Source organism: Pseudarthrobacter phenanthrenivorans Sphe3 (assembly GCF_000189535.1).
Lineage (GTDB): Bacteria > Actinomycetota > Actinomycetes > Actinomycetales > Micrococcaceae > Arthrobacter > Arthrobacter phenanthrenivorans.
Map to the genome: position 1 here is coordinate 4,149,479 of NC_015145.1, position 19,654 is coordinate 4,169,132.

The window sequence follows — 19,654 nt, forward strand, 5'->3', positions numbered from 1 at the left end:
GCGCCGGGCATCCCGGAGGCGCAGTACTACAAGCCTCCAACTTATCTGACAAGTTGCAGCCCGGCTGCACGGCAGGCTTCCAACGGGCCGGCATCGGGACGAAACCCTCGACACCGCACCACCTTGGACGGTAGAGGTTAACGATGGTTACTGTCGGCTTTCACGCCTCGCACGAACAGATCAGTCCCGCCCAACTGCTCAAAGACGTCCAGCATGCGGAGCAGGCAGGGTTCGATGCCGCCATGTGCTCGGACCATATTGAACCCTGGTCCGCCCGGCAGGGCCACTCCGGGTTCGCCTGGTCCTGGTTGGGGGCAGCGCTGGCAACCACGAACCTCCGCTTCGGCGTGGTGACGGCGCCGGGCCAGCGCTACCACCCGGCCATCATTGCCCACGCCTCAGCCACCCTTGCCAGCATGTTCCCGGGCCGCTTCTGGTTCGCGCCGGGCAGCGGCGAGAACATGAACGAGCACATCACCGGGGACGGCTGGCCGGCCAAGGATATCCGCCAGCGCCGGCTGGAGGAATGCGTTGAGGTGATCCGGCAGCTGCACCGCGGCGAGGAGGTCACGCACCGCGGCCTGGTCACCGTGGAGCAGGCACGGATCTGGGATGTTCCGGACAGTCCGCCGCCGCTGATTGCCCCCGCGGTCAGCGTGGACACTGCACGCCGCGCGGCCGCCTGGGCGGATGGACTGGCCACGGTGAACCAGCCGCCGGAAAAGCTGCGGGAGATGCTGGCCGCCTACCGGGACAACGGGGGCAGGGGCAAGGCCGTCCTGCAGGTGCACCTGTCCTGGGCCGGCAGCGAGCAGGAGGCGGTGGCCGTTGCCCTGGACCAGTGGCGTACCAACACCTACCAGCCTCCCATCCCCTGGGACCTGCCGACGGCCGGACACTTCGACCTGGTGGGCGAACATGTTACCGAGGAGCAGGTCCGCTCAACGGTCAACATTTCGGCAAGCCTGGACCAGCACGCCGAGTGGCTGGGCGGGTACGCGGACCTGGGCTTCGACGAGCTCTACCTGCATTACGTGGGGCAGGAGCAGGCGCCCTTCATCGATGCGTTCGCCGCGCAGGTCCTTCCGCAGCTGCGCGCTTCCCGGGTGCAGGTGCAGGCGTGAGGATTGCCGAGACTTCGGACCTCTGGTGGAAGAACGCGGTGGTCTACTGCCTGGACGTGGAGACCTTCTTTGACGACGACGGTGACGGCACCGGCGACTTCGCGGGCCTCACCCAGCGCGTGGATTACCTGGCAGCCCTGGGCGTGACCTGCATCTGGCTGATGCCGTTCTACCCCTCTCCTGACCGGGACGACGGCTACGACGTCACCGATTTCTTCACCGTTGACCCCCGCCTGGGCACCATGGGGGACCTGGTGGAGTTCATCCGTGCCGCGAAGGACCGGGGCATGCGGGTAATCGCGGACTTCGTGGTCAACCACACTTCGGACCAGCACCCGTGGTTTGTCGAAGCCCGGAAATCCACGGACAACAAGTACCGGGACTACTATGTGTGGCGGAGCGACACTCCCCCGGACACCTCCTCAGAGGTGGTGTTCCCCGGCGAGGAGGACTCACTGTGGACCCGGGATGACGCCACCGGCGAGTGGTACCTGCACATGTTCGCCAAGCATCAGCCGGACCTGAACGTGACCAATCCCGCGGTCCGGAACGAGATCGCCAAAGCCATGGGCCTGTGGCTTGAACTGGGCCTGGACGGCTTCCGGCTGGACGCAGTGCCCTTTTTCCTGGAGACCCGGGGCCAGCCCAAGGACCAGGCCGCCAACCTTGATCCCCACGAATACCTTGCCGCGCTGCGCAGCTTCGTCAGCCGCCGCAACGGAAGTGCGGTCCTGTTGGGAGAGGTCAACCTGCCCTACAAGGAGCAGGTGGAGTACTTCGGCGGACCGGACGGCAACGAGCTGAACATGCAGTTCGATTTCATGTCCATGCAGCACATCTACCTCTCGCTTGCCCGCCAGGATGCGAGGGCACTGGCGGAAACCCTGAAGAGCCGCCCGCCCCTGCACCCGGACAACCAGTGGGCCATGTTCGTCCGGAACCACGACGAACTCACGCTGGACAAGCTGAGTGACGGCGAGCGGGAAGAGGTGTTCGCCGCCTTCGGGCCGGAAAAGACCATGCAGATCTACGGGCGGGGCCTGCGCCGCCGTCTTCCCCCCATGCTCGGCGGCGACGCGGAACGCATCCGCATGGTGTATTCCCTGATGTTCGCCCTGCCGGGCACCCCGGTGCTGTTTTACGGGGAGGAGATCGGCATGGGCGAGGACCTCCGCCAGAAAAGCCGCGCCGCCGTGCGTACGCCCATGCAGTGGAACGATGAAAAGAACGGCGGATTCTCCAGCGCCAAGGCTGCCGACCTGGTCGTTCCCCTGGTACGCGGTGAATACGGGCCGGACCACGTGAACGCGGCTGCCGCCAAACGTGACCCGCGTTCGTTGTTCAATTTCATGGCCACCCTGATCGCCCGCTACCGCGAGTCCGCAGAGCTGGGCTGGGGCTCGTTCGCCATCATTGACCAGCCGGAGTCCGCGGTCTTCGCCCATACCTGCAGCTCGGACGGCGGCACGCTGGTGCTCCTGCACAATTTCGCCGAAGCCCCGGTAAAAGTCAGTGGCACGGTTGGCCCGGAGGATGGACCGCGGAATGCGTTCAAGGACGCCATCCTGCTGGACCTGTTCGACGGCGACAGTGTGCCTTTGGAGCCAGACGGCGGCTTCACCGTTGAGCTGGGACGGTACGGTTACCGCTGGTACCGCGTCCACAGGAAAGGTGACCGCCTGGCTCCATAACGCCCTCGGCTCGCCCGGGAGGTGCGGGTCAGGCGACGCTCTCCAGAATGCCGGGCCGGGAGTCGAGTGCTGCGTAGGCACCCTTGAAGAATAGAAGGGGCTCTGCGCCAGCCCGGGCACTCAGTGAACGGACTGCACCCACAACGATGGTGTGGTCTCCGCCGTCGTACTCCTGCTCGAGCTCGCAATCCACCCATGCCAGGGCCTGGTCCAGGATTGGGCTTCCAAGCGGAGACGGCGAGTGGCTGACTCCAGCGAATTTGTCCGTGGCCGGGCGCCCAAACTGGGCCGCCAAATGCTGGTGTTCGGCGGGAAGGATGTTCACGGCGAACCGGCCTGCTGCCCTTAGCAGGGGCCAGGTGGTGGAGGTCCGCGCGGGGCTGAAGGACACCAGCGCCGGTTCCAGCGAAAGCGACGAAAACGACTGGCAGGTCATGCCGGCGAACCCGGCCTCAGTCGAGGCTGTGATCACCGTCAGGCCTGTGGCAAAGTGCCCCAGGATATGGCGCAGGCGCCGGGGACTGAGGTCATATTGGTCCGTCATGGGTGTCCTTTCAAAGGGGGGTGACCTCAATCAACCACCCCGGTATTCAGACCTCAACTTCAGCTGAAACCTGCCGACGCCTTCCGCAATCCGGGGCCGCCGGGCTTCATCCGGCGACCAGGAATGCCCCCTGCGGGGAACAAAGTGTTACCCCTGATTTCGTGCCGTGACGCAGGAGGACGGAAATCCCCCTGCCTTGCCCGGACTGGCCTAGATTGCTAAAAAGCCCCGCACATTACAGGAGGTGTACTGAGTGTCGTTGACTACGCAGCGGACTACCCACCGGCTCATCATCAAGGCCCCGGCCGACCTGGTCTTCACGGTACTGCGGGATTCCTCCCACTGGCCGTTCCTCGACGGGCTGACCGTCTACTCCGAACGGGTCAGCGGTGACGATGCCGACCATGAACTCCGCACGTCCATAGTGGCCAACGGTGCCCTGAACTCCAGCCACTGCCACCGCCTCTTCGATGCTGCCAGACACCGCGCAGAATTTTGGCAGGTCGGCTTGGAGCACCCACTGCTGAGACTCGGCGGCAGCTGGGTGATCCTCAGCGCGGACGGCGGGTCCGAGGTAACCCTTACCCACGAGTTTGAGGTGGATGGGGCAGCAGCCGGAGACCTCCCGGGGCTGATGCAGCGCACGATTGATGAATACAGCGGCCGTGAGCTCGAAGCGCTGCGCCTGAGTTCGGAGCGCCTGAGCCTGCTGGTGCAGCAGCACTCGGCGGGTGCCCACGCTAGCGAGGCCTAGAACGCAGCAGCGGGCGGCCCTGCGACAGATTTCCGCCCGCCGCAGGGCCGCCTACGCCATGACTGGGGTGCACGATGAAAAGTGCCCCGCCACTGCAGAATCAGCATGGGGGGCACCTATCAGCCAGGACTACGCAGGCTGTGGCACCGGGTTGTGGGAGTTGACAGGTATGGCGAGACCGTAGTGTTCGCGCAGTGTGCGTCCCGCGTATTCGCTCCGGAACAGGCCACGGTCCTGCAAAATTGGGACCACCTGGTCCACGAAAATCTCCAACCCGGAGGGCAATACCGGTGGCATGATATTGAATCCGTCGGCCGCACCTGCCTGGAACCAATCCTGGATGGCGTCCGCGACCTGGTCGGGAGTGCCGGAGAACGTCCGGTGCCCGCGGCCCCCGCCCAGCCGACCAATGAGCTGCCGCACGGTGAGATGTTCACGGCGCGCCAGGTTTACGATCAGCGTGTACCGGCTTTTGGCTCCCTCGATCTTGTCCTCGGATGGGAGGTCTGCCGGAAGCTGGGCGTCCAGCTTCAAGGATTCGGGTGCCACACGCAGCACGTTAGCGAGCTGCCGCCGGGCGTGTTCGGGCAGGATTAATTCATCCAACTCGCGCTCCAGCTTCAGGGCTTCGGCCTCGGAGGCGGCGATGACGGGAACAATGCCCGGCAGGATCTTGAGGGATCCCGGGTCCCGGCCGGCCGCCGTCGTCCGTCTCTTCAGGTCGGCATAGAAATCCTGCGCATCGGAGAGGGTCTGATGGGCAGTGAATACCGCCTCCGCGTACCGGGATGCGAACTCCTTCCCGTCCTCGGAGGAGCCGGCCTGGACCACGACCGGGCGCCCCTGGACGGATCTGGGGACATCCAAGGCGCCTTCCACCTGGAAATGCTTACCCTCGTGGTTGGCCGCGTGCACCCGGAAGGGGTCTGCCCACACTCCGGCGCCCTTGTCGGCCACCACAGCGCCGTCTTCCCAGCTGTCCCAAAGTTTTTGCGCCACGTCCAGGAACTCCGCAGCCCGTTCGTACCGCTGCGAGTGGCCCGGCTGGCCAGCCAGCGAGAAGTTCCGGGCTGCGGCGTCACCAGCTGTGGTCACCACGTTCCAGCCGGCCCTGCCCCCGCTGATGTGGTCCACCGAGGCGAACCGCCGCGCCAGGTTGTACGGCTCGTTGTAGGTGGTGGAGGCGGTGGCAATCAGCCCGATCCGCTCGGTAACGGCCGCTATGGCCGCGAGCAGGACAGTCGGCTCCAGGCTGGTGTACGGCCGCTGGGCCACATTCCCGTGCAGCACCGGTGAGTCGGCGAAGAAGATCGAATCCAGCTTTCCGCGCTCCGCAACCTTGGCCAGCCGCTGGAAATGCTTCACGTCCGTGCTGGCGGAACTGTTGCTCTCCGGCAGCCGCCACGATGCCTCGTGATGGCCGGTACTCATTAGGAATGCGTTCAGGTGCAGCTGCCGTGGGCCGCTTTCCGGAGCGCTCACTGGTTTGCCCCGGCTGCCGCGAAGGCCGGAGCCTGTGGGATTTCAGGCACGATGACGGTCTCCGAGTAGGCGGACGAGTCGCCCTTGATGGCGGTGCTGCTGCGGCCGTCCACGCCGCGGGGGACGTCGCCGGCGATGGTAACGCGGTTCAGCTGGCGGGGCTGGCCGTCGTAGTTGTCCGGCGCGTAGTGCTGGGTGATGCGGTTGTCGAACAGGACCAGTTGGTCCGGCTCCCAGTTCACCCGGACCACGTTCTCAGGCCTGGTCACGTACGCCTGCAGGAGGCGCAGAATGTCCTTGGATTCGGTGTTGGACAGGCCAACAATCCGGAGCCGCTGGGCGAACCCGCCGATGAAAAGCCCGCGCTCACCGGTCAGTGGATGGATACGGACAACGGGATGCGCCGATTCGAAGTGGATGCGCGTGAATTCCTTGCGCCGCTCGTCGGCGTTGGCATGTTCCAGGTTCTTCGGGACGGAGTAGTCGTAGTCGTTGGTGTGGATTGCCCAAAGGGTGTCGGCGAAGTTCCGCAGTTCCGCGGGCAGGTCCTGGTAGGCACCGGCCGAGGACGCGATCAGGGTTTCGCCGCCGTAAGCCGGCAGGGTGATGCTGCGCAGGGTGGACGCCTGCGGTGGGTTGACGACGAATGTGACATCCGTGTGCCAGTTGTTGGCACTCCCGTTTTCGCTGTCCACCGGGAGGACCGCCGGTTTGCCGTCCACCGAGGCCACCGTGGGGTGGGCCTTGGTGAGTGGCCCGAAGTGGCTGGCGAACCGCACCTGCTCCTCATCGGTCCGCACGTTGACTTCCCTGAAGACAAGCGCTTTGTGGGTGTTCAGTGCTGCACGGATCTGCGCCACGGTCTCGGGTGACAGGTCCTGGCTGAGGTCCAGGCCGCGGATTTCGGCGCCGATGCGGGCGCTCAGCTTGGTGAACTGGAGTTTGCTTTTGGTGATGACGGTCATTGGATCTTCCTTTGCAGTTCAGGGCAGTTCAGTGGGTTGATTTCAGGATGTGGAGCCGACGGCGGTGCGCCAGCGGGAGAAGTGCCGTTCCAGTGCCACGAGCAGAGCGTTGACGGCGAGGCCCAGCACGGAGACAGTCAGGATGCCGGCGTACATGTCCGGTATCAGAAAGCTCATTTGCGAATTGACAATCAGGTAGCCCAGCCCGGCCTTCGCACCCACCATCTCGGCGGCGATCAGGACCAGGATGGACGATGTCCCTGCCATCCTGATCCCGGTGAAAATCGTGGGGACCGCAGACGGCAGGATCACCTTCTGGAAGAGCCGGAAACTATTCAGCCCCAAGGACTTGGCGGCACGGATGAGCAGCGGGTCCACGGTCCGGACGCCGGCGATGGTGTTCAGCAGGACAGGGAAGAACGCGGCGTAGGCCACGATGGTGATCTTGGATTCCTCGCCGATGCCCAGCAGCAGGGTGAATACCGGCAGCAGTGCGAGGGTGGCCGTGTTCCGGAATAGCTCCAGGAGCGGGTTCAGGAATGAATTGAGCCAGCCGTACCAGGCGATCAGGAGCCCCAGGGCCACGGCGGTGACCACTGCAATCCCGAAACCGGACACCGAGCGGGTGAGGCTTGCCTGCAGATGGCTCTGCAGCTGCCCGGCCTCCACGAGCCTGGCCCCGGCGGCGAGGACTTCGTGCAGCGGCGGCAGGAACACTCGGGTGGAGGCACTGGCCAGGTACAGCGGCCCCACTTCCCAGAGTGTCAGGAACAGCACCACAGCCAAAGATTTCCAGCCGGCGCGGGCAGCCTGGTGTGCCACATAGGAGAGCCTGCCCGCCTTCCGGCGCTCCGCTGGGGGAATGGCTGGTGAGGGTTCGACGGCGGCAGGCGCCTCCGGTGGGCGGGTCAAGACTGTACTCATCAGGCTGCGCTCCTTTCGAGGGGCTGTTCATCGGGGGCGGTGCCGTCCGGCAGGATCTTCCGGTGGCCGGAGTCCCGGGCGAGGCGGACTTCGTCATGCAGCAGGGACCACACCTGGTGGCGGTGTTCCACGAAGGCGGGGTGCGAGCGGATGTCCGCGTCCCCTTCGCGGTCGGGGATGCTGATGTCCACGATTTCCTTGAGTTTTCCCGGCCGGGCGCTCAGCACCGCCACCCGCTGGCCGAGGTACACCGCCTCGTCGATCCCGTGGGTAATGAAGACGATGGTCTTGCCGGTCGCCTTCCAGATCCGCAGGAGCTCGTCCTGGAGCTGTTCGCGGGTCTGGGCGTCAAGGGCGGCGAAGGGCTCGTCCATCAGCAGCACGTCCGGCTCATAGGCCAGGCTTCTTGCGATGGCCACGCGCTGCTTCATACCGCCGGATAGCTCGTGCGGATACCGGTCCCCGAACCCCGCAAGGCCCACCAGGTCCAGGAACTCGCTGGCCTTCCCCGCCCTTTCCTTTTTAGACAGGCCGGTGTTCTCGAGGCCTATTGAAACGTTGGCCGACGCCGTCCGCCAGGGAAACAGTGCATACTGCTGGAAGACGACAGCCCGGTCCTGGCCCGGTCCGGTCACTTCCTTCCCGTCCACCAGGACCTCCCCCGATGTGGGGCGGGAAAGCCCGGCCAGCAGGTCCAGGAGCGTGGTCTTGCCGGAACCGCTGGGACCCACGAGGGTGAGGAACTCCCCGGCCGCCACGTCCAGGCTGAGGCTGTCGATGGCGGTGAGGACCGAGGGCCCGCCCTGGCGATGGCCGCCGGTGCCCTTGCCTTGCCGGATACTGAATTCCTTGGTGATGTTGCGAAGGCTGATTTTGGGGGTCATCGTCTATCCTTTCGGGGTTGCGGCCTGCACTGGAGCTTCCAGCAGGTTGAACTCGTTCGTGTAGAGCTTGGAGGTATCGAGGTCACCGCTGATGATCCCGGACGACTTCAGGTAGTCGGCCCAACGGGTGAAATCGGTGTCCTGGATCCGGCCGCCCGGCGAGGCAACGCCCACGCTCTTCCAGTACTTCAGCGCCTCGGCACTCTCGTTGCGGCCCCGCTTGGCAATGATTTCCTCGAACTTGGCGATCACCTGTTCCCGTGGGGTGCTCCGCTGCCATTCGATGGCTTTGGCCACGCCGGTGACCAGCGTCCGGCTAGTCTCCGGGTTCCTCGCCAGGAAGTCATTGCGAAGGACGTACTGCCCGGCGTCGAACGGTCCTCCGATGACGGCGACGTCGGTGAAGAGGGCACGCAGGCCTCCCTCGGCGAGCGCACGGTCCTGCAGCACTCCGCCCAGGGTTCCGACGTCGACCTGCTTCTTGCGCAGGGCCACTTCGGTTTCGTTCGGTGGAACCACCACCAGCTGCACCTGCTTGATTTCCTCGGCAGTAAGGCCGCTGTTCTTCAGGTGGGTGGTGATCACGGCTTCGTGGTGGGCGCCAAGGGTGTTCACGGCGATCTTCTTGCCGATCAGGTCCCTGGCGGTCCGGATGGGGCTGCCTTCCTCCACGTAGTACCCCGTGAAGGTTTCCTTGTCCTCGCCGTAGTAGTTGATGACGGCTTTGACGGGCGCACCGGCCTCGATCAGCTTGATCACGGCTCCGGTGAATGCTCCCCCCATGTCCGTCTGGTCGGTGGCCACGGACTGGATGCTCTGAGGTCCGCTGGTGGTGTTACTGACCCATTCGAGCTTGACGTCGCCCAGATAGCCGAGGTCTTCGGCCACTTCCACCAGGGCCACTGTGTTGGGCGAACCCTGGTACCGGACGGTTTTCACTTCGGATCTGCCCTCGCCCGCTGCCTTTTCTGCCGCTGCCGGACCGCCGCAACCGGACAGCGCCACCGTGACTGCCACGACTGCAGCCGCGGCAAATGCCGTGCCTGTGGTGCGGATGGCCCGTGCGGGCTGGAGTCGGTTTTTCATGGTTGTGGTCTTTCTGCAGTTCGGGTGTCGATCCGGACCTTGTGGCTCGTGGCAACCACTAGAACAGAGAAGAATCACCGGCAGAAGCGGTGGCTTAATTGCGCGAAACGGCCGGCAACACCGGGAAAAGGGGAGTAACAGGCGTCCTTGCGGCGTAGTGCGCGGACACTCCGCCGCACGTTGTGCCGTCCGGCGACACATGGCGCATCAGGACGTAACGCAATCGGGTTTTCGAGGTTCATGGGGGTTCATGCGGCGACGCGCAGGGCCACCGCGGCGCAATACACGCCTTTCTTCGAACAGTGGACGCCGCCGCCCTGCCCGCATGGGCGCCACCTCAAACGGCATGCGTTCTCAAAATGCCAGATAAATGGCGCAAATATTTCTGCCGAAGAACTTCGTTTGTTACCCGCGGCCCGCCATGGTTTGCTGCGAAACTGCAGCCGTGCGCCGCCGTCGTGCGTTTATGAAAAAATCAACCATGCGCCCCATGCAGCACTCCAGCAAGCTCCAGAACGTCCGCTACGAACTCCGTGGACCCATCCTCCAGGCCGCCAAGGCCATGGAGGCGGAGGGGCATCGGATCCTCAAGATGAATCTTGGGGACACCGCGCCCTTCGGCCTGGAAACGCCGGAGTCCGTGGTGGTGGACATGATTCACCACCTGCGCGGAGCACAGGGGTACAGCGACTCGAAGGGGATCTTCACCGCCCGGACCGCCATCTCGCAGTACTACCAGACGCGGGGCCTCATGCAGATCGGCGTGGAGGATATCTTCATCGGCAACGGCGTCAGCGAGCTCATTTCCATGTGCCTGCAGGCGTTCATGGAGGACGGCGACGAAATCCTGGTCCCCGCCCCGGACTATCCGCTCTGGACCGCTGCCGTCACGCTGACCGGCGGGAAACCGGTGCACTACATCTGCGACGAGGCTGAGAACTGGTGGCCGGACATGGCGGACGTCGAGGCCAAAATCACCGGCCGCACCAAGGGGATTGTCATCATCAATCCCAACAATCCCACCGGCGCTGTTTATCCCCGCCACATCCTGGAGCAGTTTGCCGAGCTGGCGAGGAAACACCACCTGGTCCTGTTCTCCGACGAGATTTACGAGAAGGTGCTCTACGGGGACGCCCAGCACATCCACACCGCCTCCGTGGCCGAGGACGTCTGCTGCCTGACCTTCAGCGGCCTGTCCAAGGCCTACCGGATGCCCGGTTACCGTGCCGGCTGGGTGGCGGTGACCGGACCCCTGGCCGCCACCGCGGCCTACCGCGAAGGGCTGGAACTGCTCGCCTCGCTCCGCTTGTGTCCCAACGTTCCCGCCCAGCACGCCATCCAGACCTGCCTTGGCGGCTACCAGAGCATCGAGGCGCTGGTGCGGCCCGGCGGCCGGCTCCGCGAACAGCGGGACCTTGCCTACCAGCTCCTGACGGAGATTCCCGGCGTGACCTGCGTGCCCGCGTCCGGGGCGATGTACCTGTTTCCCCGGCTGGATCCGGAGCTCTACCCCATCACCAGCGACGAGCAGTTCGTCCTGGCCCTGCTGCAGGACCAGAAGATCCTCGTCTCGCACGGATCGGCGTTCAACTGGCCCGCGCCGGACCACTTCCGCTTCGTCATCCTTCCATCCGTCCTGGACATCCGGGAGGCAGTCCGCCGGATCTCCACCTTCCTGGCGGCCTACCGCAGCAGCATGGAGCTGCGCTAGGAAACAGGTCCGGCGTGAAGAACTAACCCGGGCCTAACCGCGGGGAAACGCGGCCGCAACAATGGGTGGGCACACTGGATTCTGCAGGCAAGAGCCGGCACCCAGCCCCAGCCAGGAGGCCACGCCATGAAGCAGAAAGTTGCGCCCCATGTGACCAGAGTCCGCGCCCTGGACCAGCTCCACCGTGGTGATGAGATAGAAGCCCGGCTCTCCGTAGGGCCCTCCTACGACGACGTGGTGATCCGCCGCGGCAGTGTCCAGGAAACCGCACCGGGGATCGGCGTGGTCTGGATCCTGGACCGGCTCACCGGCCTGCGCAAAGCCATTAATACCGACGAATGCAGCGTCTGGCGGGTCGCCTGAACGCAGTCGCGTGCACATCGTCACCTGAACATCGGGACGCCGCTGCCGCGGGCGTAGCCAGTAAGGGCTGCCCGCAGCAGCGCTCCCGCCCGGTTGCGGGGCGGCCTAGCCGCCGGCCACTGACTGGATGACCAGCACCTCCTGGCCGGGAGACACCTTGGTGTCCAGCCCTTGCAGCCGCCGCACCTCGTCGCCATCTACATACACATTCACGAAGCGCCTCAGCGCCCCGGTCTCGTCGCGGAGCCGCCGGGCAAGCACCGCGAAGTCCGTGGTCACCGCATCCAGCAGTTTTCCCACGGTTACCGGCCCGTCGGCGGGCGCAGTCAGGACGGACTGCCCGCCGGCCAGGGGCTGCAGGACGCTGGGAAGCACCACCGCAATCTCAGGCACCCGCAACCACAGCCGCCCGCACGCACAGCACATCCGGAAGGTGCGACACCACCTCCTGGAACGTCCCGCCTTCGTCCGCGCTGGCGTAGACGGTGCCCCCGCGCGTTCCGAAATAGACTCCAGCGGGCTCCGCGGTATCCACTGAGGCCGCGTCCCGCAGCACGCTGTTGTATTCCCCGGTAGGCAGGCCCTTGCTGAGCCTCGTCCAGGTGCTGCCGGCGTCGTCCGTGCGGTGCACGGCGAGTTCGCCGTTCGGCGGAATGCGTTCGCCGTCAGCCTTCAGCGGCACCACCCAGGCCGTGCCCTCCCTGCGGGGATGGGCCAACATCACGAAACCGAAGTCGGCGGGCAGGCCATCCGCGATGGAGTTCCAGGTCTCGGCATTGTCGTCCGTGCGGTACACGCCGTGGTGGTTCTGGGCATAAAGGCGGCCGTCGACGGCGGCATCCGCTGCGATCTTGTGGACGCACTGGCCGAACTCCGGATTGGGGTCCGGCATGAAATACGCCGAAATGCCGCGGTTGCGCGGCTCCCAGGAGGCGCCGCCGTCGAGCGAGCGGTAGACACCCCCCGTGCTCATGGCCACGTGGATTGTGTCCCCGGAAGGGTGGACCACGATGGAGTGCGCGGCGGCGCCCCCGTAACCGGCGCCCCACTCACCGCGGTGGGGATGATCCCACAGGCCGCGGTTCAACTCGAAGTGTTCCCCGCCGTCGGTAGATTTCCAGACGGAGATGGGTTCCGCTCCCGCCCAGACGACGCCCGGACGGGAGGCTGCGTCCGGGTAGATCTGCCAAATGCGCTCAACCGCTGCCCCAGCGTCCTCCGGGAACGCGATGGCGCCCTGCTCCGGCTCGGACCAGGTGGCGCCAAGGTCATCGGAGTGTGCCACGGTAGGGCCCCAATGCTCACTCCGGACCCCCACCATGATCCGCGTCCTGCCGTCCCGGGTGTCGATCCCGATGCTGGGGATCTCATTCATGAGGAAGTGCGGGCCGGTGAAGGACCACTGCTGCCGGTCCGGACTGGTGGCCAGCCACAGCCCCTTTTTGGTTCCGATCGCCAGGACAAAACTCTGTGCGGTTGCCATGCCCACCATGCAACCACCGCCCCGGGCAACCCGCAACGGTTTCCAGGCGTCCGTTGCGGGAAAAGCTCAGTCCACGAATTCGGACTGCGTCTCGATGAAGTCCCAGTCCGCCTCGGTAAGGACCGCCGCCGGATTGTCCGGATGCGGCCCGCCCGCCTCGGCGATGCCCTGGAGCACCGGAAGGGGCAGCTCCTCGGCACGGAGGTTCTCCCGCAGCCACTCCTTGCTGGCCAAGTCCAGATCCAGCCACCACATGAAGATTTCCATGATTTTCACGTACCTTTCGTTGTGCTCCAACGTTAGGCCCGGCAGCATTCGCGGACAAGATACACCGCCGGGAGGCAGGCAGCCAGTGCAGGTAGTCCCCCAAGCGATGCGGGTACCCGCAGGTAACCCACACTGACCGAAGTCCGGAAAAGACGAGTATCCCCTACTCAGGACTGTCTTGGGCCCCCCACCTAGCCTGAAAACTCAAGCAAGCTGACCGTGCTGCTGGGGCAATCGGCACCTGCCAGTCCTCCTCATCATGGTCCGTTTCACCATCAAAAATCCTGGGGAGAAAAAATGAAACGTACCTTAGCCACACTGGGGGTGGCGGGGCTGGGTTTGATCGGCCTCACGGCCCCTGCCCTGGCCGCAGATGGCATCAACGTCTGTCAAAAGGACGGATGCGTGGCACCGTCCGTCGTGCAGCTGGTCGACGCTGCCGGCAACGGCGGCGGCGGCGGCGGAAACGGCGGCGGCGGCGGCGGAAACGGCGGCGGCGGCGGCGGCGGAAACGGCGGCGGCGTAAATGACGGCGGCAACAATGGCGGCGGCAACGGCGGCGGCGGCGGCAACAACGGCGGCGGCAACAACGGCGGCGGCAACGGCGGCGGCGGCAACGGCGGCGGCGGCGGCAACAACGGCGGCGGCGGCGGCAACAACGGCGGCGGAAACGGCGGCGGCGTAAATGACGGCGGCAACAATGGCGGCGGCAACGGCGGCGGCGTAAATGACGGCGGCAACAATGGCGGCGGCAACGGCGGCGGCGGCGGCAACAACGGCGGCGGCAACAACGGCGGCGGCAACAACGGCGGCGGCAACGGCGGCGGCGGCGGCAACAACGGCGGCGGCGGCGGCAACGGCGGCGGCGGCGGCAACAACGGCGGCGGCGGCGGCAACGGCGGCGGCGTAAATGACGGCGGCAACGGCGGCGGCAACGGCGGCGGCAACGGCGGCAACAACGGCGGCGGAAACGGTGGCGGCGGAAATGACGGCGGCAACAATGGCGGCGGCGGAAACGACGGCGGCAACGGCGGAGGCGGCGGCGGAAACGACGGCGGCAACGGCGGCGGCAACGGCGGCGGCAACGGCGGCGGCGGCGGCAATAACGACGGCGGCAACGGCGGAGGCGGAAACGACGGCGGCAACAACGACGGCGGCAACGGCGGAGGCGGCGGCGGAAACGACGGCGGCGGCGGCGATACAGGCGGACCCGGTGGCGGCGAAACAGGCGGAACCGGCGGAACCGGCGGCGGCGAAACAGTCGGTACTGCTGTAATTCCCGCGCAGTCTTTGGCCGCACAGCCCGCGGCACGCACCGGTGTTCCGGCAGCAACCTCTACCAGCCTCGGCACCAACCAGGGCTACAACGCACAGACCGCCGTGGGCGGCGCCGAAGGTTCGCCCGCCTGGCTCGGCGGACTGGGTGCACTGGCAGCAGCAGGAGCGGCGGTAGCAGTGCGCCGCCGGTCCGGCGCCACCAACTGACACCACGGCCCACGCCGCGTCACGCGGCCATCGACAAGGAAGGCATCCCGCCAGTGCCCGGCGGGATGCCTTCCTTCCTTTCCCAGTTCCCTTCCACCTCCACCGCCGAGGAGCACGATGGCAAAGATCCACAGCCGGCACGCAGCGGAAACCAAAGGGCGGCGGCGCCGATGGAACCGTGGCGACCTGGCCATCATGCTGTGCGGTGTCCTCGCCTTTCTATCCATCACCTTTGGCGCTCCCCTGATCAGCCAACCCAGCCGGGTCCCGGGCGGAGCGGTGGAGTCCATGGCCAGCGGGGTTCCCGTGGCCGAGCCGGCCCCCATCGCCGTAGCGGGAACTCCGGACGGGGCCACGGCGCCTCCCCGGCCGGCCGCCGGTTCAGTTGCCCAGCCCCAACTCCCGGAAGCGGCACAACCGCGCCGGATCCGATACCCGTCCGCAGCCTTCGATGTTCCCGTCCACCCGCTCGAACTGGACGGCGCGGCGCAGTCCAGCCAGACCATCGTGCCGCCAGCCACCAAGGACGGCTACTGGCTGACCCCCTTCGGCACGCCAGGCCAGGGTTCGGCCAACACCACCTATGTCATCGGTCACAGCTGGGAAGGCGCGGAGGCACCCTTCAACAACCTCAGCTCAGCGGCCGCGGTGGGTGACCTGTTCCAGGTAGAGACCGCCATGGGCACCATCTCCTACCGGGTGGACAGTGTGACCACCTATCTCAAGTCCAGCCTGAAGGACAGCCCCATCTGGGAGATAGTGCCCAACCGCTTGGTCCTGATCAGTTGCTTCACCGAGGACCCCTGGGGGAAAAACGTCGTCATTACGGCTTCACCTGCGGTTTCCTAGCCCGCTTCTTCCTGCTGGTCCCAGCTGTGGCCGCCGGCCTGACTGTGCAAGCACGTTTCCCCGGGCGGACAATAGGCTATGACCTCAGAACGATTCAATGGGACGGCCCCACTCCTGGTGGGCGTCATGCCCAAGCAGCATCCCGAAGTCCTGCAGACCGCAACCACCCTCGCCGCACGCTTGGGTGCACCCCTGGTCTGCGCCTACGTGGACGAGGCCAGCTACCTCGTGGAATGGGATCCTGCACGCTCAGCCCACCGGCTGTCCCTCCATCCGGACGCTGACGACAAGGAAATCCGTGCCCTCACATCGGAGCTGGAGTCAGTGATACAGGCAGCGGCGGCGAAGGTGCCGGCCGGTGACGACGGCGTGGAATGGACCTTGCGGACGCTGGCAGGAGATCCGGCCCGCGCGCTGGCGCAGCTTGCTGCGGAAACCGACGCCCCAATGATCATCGTGGGCACCTCTGAACGCGGGTTCTCCCACCGGATCGCGGAAGCCCTGAACGGATCGGTGGGCGCCTGGCTGACCCACCACCAAAGCAGGCCCGTCCTGGTGGTCCCCTACCGGATGCCCGCCCACGAAGACAGGCCCTAGTCAGCCGCTGCAGGGCTCCGCGCCTGCTGGAGCATGCTCGAAAAATAAAGCGAAAGTAGTTATTCCGCATGCTGGCGGCTTGCGCTACCAGACAGTAAGCTGATTCAAGCAGGCCGGTTCCAACCACCAGGGAACGGGAACTGCCCAAGAGCTGCTCCGGAGTGCGTATCCCCCAATAACGCACTCCGGAGCTTTTTTGTGCCCGGAAAGATGTGGGGGACGTAGCTCTGCGGATACCCCCATGGGGTACTTGAATTTATACCCCTTGGGGGTATATGGTGAATTTCATGAACACCACGGAAGAAGCGGTTCAGGCTGCCCAGGCACCCGGGCAGGACCTCGCGCCGCACGGCTACACCGCCAACAAGGAGGCATACCTCCGCAGGCTGAAGCGCATCGAGGGCCAGGTCCGCGGAATTGCACGCATGGTGGATGAGGACAAGTACTGCATCGATATCCTCACCCAGGTTTCAGCCGTCACCAAGGCGTTGCACGCAGTCAGCCTGGGACTGGTGGAAGAACACATTGGCCACTGCGTTGTGGGCGCCGCCAATGAGCCCGACCCCGCAGTCCGCGCCGAAGCGATCGACGTAAAGGTCAAGGAAGCGGCCGACGCCATCGGCCGGCTGCTTCGCTGACCCGGATCCCGACCCCACGAACCCTTACCCCTGGACCCCTCAATGCCGGCCACCGCCGGCCAACCCTTTAGGAGCAAGCCATGAGCACCACCTCCCCTACCACCACCACAGTCAGCGTCTCCGGGATGACCTGCGGGCACTGCGTCTCGGCAGTCAGTGAGGAACTCGAGGCACTGGCTGGCGTTGAAGAGGTCAACGTCGAGCTGAACGCCGGCGGCATTTCCACCGTGACCATCACCTCCAGCAACGAATTGTCGCCGGCTGAAATCGGCGAGGCTGTGGCTGAAGCCGGCTATCTGGTCGTCGCCAACGAGGCCTGAAGCCACCACTGATTTGGGAGCCGCATGAGCAACCAGGAACTTCTCCACCAGCCGGCAACCCGCGTGGTGGAACTCGACATCGAAGGCATGACCTGCGCCTCCTGCGTTAACCGCGTGGAGAAAAAGCTCGGCAAGCTCGACGGCGTGCAGGCTTCAGTCAACCTCCCGCTCGAGTCAGCGCACGTGACAGTCCCGGCGGGGATCACTGATGAGCAACTGATAGAAACCGTCAACGCAGCGGGCTATAAAGCGAAGATCCATGGGATACCAGAAGGCGCGGGTGAGGAAACCAGCGCATCCGGGAACGTGCCGGCAGGCGGTGACGGCGGGGATTTGCGGCAGCATGCGTCCAAGCTGGACCCACCGCGGCAGGGTTCCTTGGACGAGCTTGCGAGGCCAGGGAACCGCCGGGGAGGAACGAGCGAGCACGCAGAGCAAGTCGCCGTTGGCACCGCGGACGCTACACCCGTTGCCAGCGCAGCCGCCAAGCTCCGCCCGCGCCTGATCCTGGCGGCAATCCTGACAGTCCCTGTTTTCCTGGTCTCCATGGTCCCCGTGGCCCAGTTCCCCCACTGGGGCTGGGTGGCGGCGCTGCTTGCACTGCCGGTGGTGACCTGGGCGGCATGGCCCTTCCACCGGGCGGCGGCCATCAATGCCAGGCACCTGGCTTCCACGATGGACACGCTGGTGTCCATCGGCGTGGCAGCCGCCTACCTGTTCTCCGCCTGGCAGCTGTTGGCCGATCCGCGGATGACCGAACATCCGGGGATGGAAGGCATGGAGACCGGCGGCCTCTACTTTGAAGTGGCCGCCGTGGTGACCACCTTCCTCCTGCTGGGCCGGTACCTGGAGGCCAGCGCCAAGCAGAAAGCCGGCGACGCGCTGCGGGCCCTCCTGAACCTGGGTGCCAAGGACGCCACCGTCCTGCGTGACGGCAGGGAGGAGAGGATCCGCGCGGACCAGCTGCAGGTGGGTGATGTCCTGGTGGTCCGCCCCGGCGAGAAGATCGCCACCGATGGCGTGGTTGCAGACGGCAACTCCGCGGTGGACGCCTCCCTGGTGACGGGCGAATCGGTCCCGGTGGAAGTGGGCCCTGGCAGCCGCGTCACCGGCGCCACCATCAACACCTCGGGACGCCTGCTGGTACGGGCAACCCGCGTGGGCTCCGAAACAACCCTCGCCCAGATGGCCCGCCTGGTCTCCCAGGCACAGACCGGCAAAGCGCCCATCGCGCGCCTGGCAGACCGCATCAGCGCGGTCTTCGTTCCGGTGGTCCTGGCTATCGCCGCGCTCACATTCCTGCTCTGGCTGCTTATCACGGGACCCGATGCCAGCAGCGGCGACCTGCGCTCCGCGTTCACCGCCGCCGTCGCCGTCCTGGTGATCGCCTGCCCCTGCGCCCTGGGGCTGGCCACGCCCGTGGGCCTGCTGACCGGCACCGGGCGGGGAGCCCAACTGGGCATCCTCATCAAGGGGCCGCAGGTCCTGGAGGACACCCGGACCGTTGACACCATCCTGCTGGACAAGACCGGCACGGTGACCACCGGTGTCCTGGCCGTGGACGCAACCCTTGCCTTCGAGGGCTTCGCCGAGGGCGAGGTGCTGCGGCTTGCGGGAGCGGTGGAGGCGGCATCGGAACATCCCGTGGCCCGCGCCATTGCCGCTGCCGCCCAGGCGAGAGCCAGGGACAGCCAGGCATGGGACGACGGCGGGGCGCTGCCTTCCGTGGCGGACTTCCGTTCCGCCCCCGGCGGCGGCGTCTCAGGGACTGTCGAAGGCAGGCTGGTGACGGCCGGCCGCACGGGGTGGCTGGAGCAAAACTGCACCAAACCCACACCGGAGCAGCAGTCTTCACTGGCAGCAGCGGAAGCAACCGGTGCCACGGCCATCTGGGTTGCGGTGGACGGCGCCGTTGCCGGCATCATCAGCCTTCGGGACACGGTCAAGGAGGGCTCGGCTGCCGCGATCGCCCGGCTGCGGGAACTCGGCCTGCGGCCCATTCTGCTCACCGGCGACAACGCAGCCGTGGCTGCACAGGTGGCGGCCGCCGTCGGCATTGACAAGGAAGACGTCTATGCCGGGGTCCTGCCGGAAGGGAAAGTCGAGGCAGTCCGGGAGCTGCAGGCGCGCGGAGCCACCGTGGCTATGGCAGGGGACGGAGTCAACGACGCAGCCGCGCTTGCGCAGGCGGATCTCGGCATTGCAATGGGATCGGGAACGGACGTGGCCATCGAGGCGGCGGACCTCACCGTCATGGGCAACAATCTCGCCCAGGTGGCCCAGGCCATCGAACTCTCCCGCAGGACGCTGGCCACTATCAAGACCAACCTCTTCTGGGCGTTCTTCTACAACGCCGTGGGCATCCCGGTGGCCGCGCTGGGCCTGCTCAACCCAATGATCGCCGGTGCCGCCATGGCCGCCAGCTCAGTCCTGGTGGTGGCCAACTCGCTCCGGCTGCGGAGCTTTGGAAAGCAGCAGGGCACGTAG

20 protein-coding genes are annotated in these 19,654 nt (G+C 66.0%); 11 read left to right on the plus strand and 9 right to left on the minus strand.

Annotation, left to right across the window (positions count from 1 at the left end):
• Window positions 1-143 precede the first annotated feature (143 nt).
• Complete coding sequence (locus tag ASPHE3_RS19250; RefSeq protein ID WP_013602862.1) at window positions 144-1,124, plus strand: TIGR03885 family FMN-dependent LLM class oxidoreductase; 981 nt, start codon at window positions 144-146, stop codon at window positions 1,122-1,124.
• Complete coding sequence (locus ASPHE3_RS19255; RefSeq protein ID WP_013602863.1) at window positions 1,121-2,815, plus strand: alpha-amylase family protein; 1,695 nt, start codon at window positions 1,121-1,123, stop codon at window positions 2,813-2,815. Before ASPHE3_RS19250 ends, ASPHE3_RS19255 begins: the two co-directional genes overlap by 4 nt.
• A 28-nt stretch (window positions 2,816-2,843) precedes the next feature.
• On the opposite strand, the gene ASPHE3_RS19260 is transcribed toward ASPHE3_RS19255, so the two are convergent.
• On the minus strand, window positions 2,844-3,359 hold the full coding sequence (locus ASPHE3_RS19260) for a flavin reductase family protein (protein ID WP_013602864.1): 516 nt from the start codon (window positions 3,357-3,359) through the stop codon (window positions 2,844-2,846).
• Between the two features lie 253 nt (window positions 3,360-3,612).
• Here ASPHE3_RS19260 and ASPHE3_RS19265 point away from each other — a divergent pair, with 253 nt between their 5' ends.
• Window positions 3,613-4,113, plus strand: coding sequence for an SRPBCC family protein (locus ASPHE3_RS19265; protein WP_013602865.1), 501 nt, complete (start codon window positions 3,613-3,615; stop codon window positions 4,111-4,113).
• Window positions 4,114-4,242: 129 nt separating this feature from the next.
• Here the strand turns inward: ASPHE3_RS19265 and ASPHE3_RS19270 are convergent, their stop codons facing one another.
• From ASPHE3_RS19270 to ASPHE3_RS19290, 5 genes are read right to left on the minus strand one after another with little or no spacing between them, the layout of a single operon-like run.
• Complete coding sequence (locus tag ASPHE3_RS19270) at window positions 4,243-5,595, minus strand: LLM class flavin-dependent oxidoreductase (RefSeq protein ID WP_041652396.1); 1,353 nt, start codon at window positions 5,593-5,595, stop codon at window positions 4,243-4,245.
• A complete protein-coding gene (locus ASPHE3_RS19275) occupies window positions 5,592-6,560 on the minus strand; it encodes a TauD/TfdA dioxygenase family protein (protein ID WP_013602867.1) in 969 nt (322 codons plus the stop codon). Before ASPHE3_RS19275 ends, ASPHE3_RS19270 begins: the two co-directional genes overlap by 4 nt.
• Before the next feature lie 42 nt (window positions 6,561-6,602).
• Window positions 6,603-7,484, minus strand: a complete 882-nt coding sequence (locus tag ASPHE3_RS19280) for an ABC transporter permease (protein WP_013602868.1) — start codon at window positions 7,482-7,484, stop codon at window positions 6,603-6,605.
• Window positions 7,484-8,368 (minus strand): ABC transporter ATP-binding protein, encoded by an 885-nt coding sequence (locus tag ASPHE3_RS19285; protein WP_013602869.1) that lies wholly within the window; start codon window positions 8,366-8,368, stop codon window positions 7,484-7,486. The genes ASPHE3_RS19280 and ASPHE3_RS19285 overlap by 1 nt, the downstream gene beginning before the upstream one ends.
• A gap of 3 nt (window positions 8,369-8,371) precedes the next feature.
• Complete coding sequence (locus ASPHE3_RS19290; RefSeq protein WP_013602870.1) at window positions 8,372-9,454, minus strand: ABC transporter substrate-binding protein; 1,083 nt, start codon at window positions 9,452-9,454, stop codon at window positions 8,372-8,374.
• A 481-nt stretch (window positions 9,455-9,935) separates the two neighbouring features.
• On the opposite strand from ASPHE3_RS19290, the gene ASPHE3_RS19295 reads away from it, so the two are divergent.
• Window positions 9,936-11,165, plus strand: a complete 1,230-nt coding sequence (locus tag ASPHE3_RS19295) for a pyridoxal phosphate-dependent aminotransferase (RefSeq protein WP_013602871.1) — start codon at window positions 9,936-9,938, stop codon at window positions 11,163-11,165.
• A gap of 126 nt (window positions 11,166-11,291) precedes the next feature.
• Window positions 11,292-11,528, plus strand: a complete 237-nt coding sequence (locus ASPHE3_RS19300) for a hypothetical protein (RefSeq protein ID WP_013602872.1) — start codon at window positions 11,292-11,294, stop codon at window positions 11,526-11,528.
• A 105-nt stretch (window positions 11,529-11,633) separates the two neighbouring features.
• On the opposite strand, the gene ASPHE3_RS19305 is transcribed toward ASPHE3_RS19300, so the two are convergent.
• The 3 genes from ASPHE3_RS19305 to ASPHE3_RS19315 are packed head-to-tail and all read right to left on the minus strand — an operon-like array spanning window position 11,634 to window position 13,278.
• Window positions 11,634-11,954 carry a MoaD/ThiS family protein gene (locus ASPHE3_RS19305; protein WP_375153953.1) on the minus strand — a complete coding sequence of 107 codons (321 nt, stop codon included), beginning with the start codon at window positions 11,952-11,954 and terminating at the stop codon, window positions 11,634-11,636.
• Window positions 11,914-13,020 (minus strand): WD40/YVTN/BNR-like repeat-containing protein, encoded by a 1,107-nt coding sequence (locus tag ASPHE3_RS19310; RefSeq protein WP_013602874.1) that lies wholly within the window; start codon window positions 13,018-13,020, stop codon window positions 11,914-11,916. Before ASPHE3_RS19310 ends, ASPHE3_RS19305 begins: the two co-directional genes overlap by 41 nt.
• Window positions 13,021-13,077: 57 nt before the next feature.
• Complete coding sequence (locus ASPHE3_RS19315; protein WP_041653378.1) at window positions 13,078-13,278, minus strand: hypothetical protein; 201 nt, start codon at window positions 13,276-13,278, stop codon at window positions 13,078-13,080.
• A gap of 297 nt (window positions 13,279-13,575) precedes the next feature.
• Between ASPHE3_RS19315 and ASPHE3_RS22340 the strand changes: the two genes are divergently transcribed.
• The 6 genes from ASPHE3_RS22340 to ASPHE3_RS19345 all read left to right on the plus strand — a co-directional run bounded on the left by ASPHE3_RS22340 (window position 13,576) and on the right by ASPHE3_RS19345 (window position 19,654).
• Complete coding sequence (locus ASPHE3_RS22340; RefSeq protein ID WP_167536992.1) at window positions 13,576-14,763, plus strand: hypothetical protein; 1,188 nt, start codon at window positions 13,576-13,578, stop codon at window positions 14,761-14,763.
• Between the two features lie 117 nt (window positions 14,764-14,880).
• Complete coding sequence (locus tag ASPHE3_RS19325; protein WP_013602877.1) at window positions 14,881-15,612, plus strand: sortase family protein; 732 nt, start codon at window positions 14,881-14,883, stop codon at window positions 15,610-15,612.
• 78 nt (window positions 15,613-15,690) lie between these two features.
• On the plus strand, window positions 15,691-16,209 hold the full coding sequence (locus ASPHE3_RS19330; RefSeq protein ID WP_013602878.1) for a universal stress protein: 519 nt from the start codon (window positions 15,691-15,693) through the stop codon (window positions 16,207-16,209).
• A 287-nt stretch (window positions 16,210-16,496) separates the two neighbouring features.
• The gene (locus ASPHE3_RS19335; RefSeq protein ID WP_041653380.1) at window positions 16,497-16,847 is read left to right on the plus strand and encodes a metal-sensitive transcriptional regulator; all 351 of its coding nucleotides are present in this window, start codon (window positions 16,497-16,499) and stop codon (window positions 16,845-16,847) included.
• Between the two features lie 80 nt (window positions 16,848-16,927).
• Window positions 16,928-17,167, plus strand: a complete 240-nt coding sequence (locus ASPHE3_RS19340; protein ID WP_013602880.1) for a heavy-metal-associated domain-containing protein — start codon at window positions 16,928-16,930, stop codon at window positions 17,165-17,167.
• A gap of 24 nt (window positions 17,168-17,191) precedes the next feature.
• On the plus strand, window positions 17,192-19,654 hold the full coding sequence (locus tag ASPHE3_RS19345; RefSeq protein ID WP_013602881.1) for a heavy metal translocating P-type ATPase: 2,463 nt from the start codon (window positions 17,192-17,194) through the stop codon (window positions 19,652-19,654).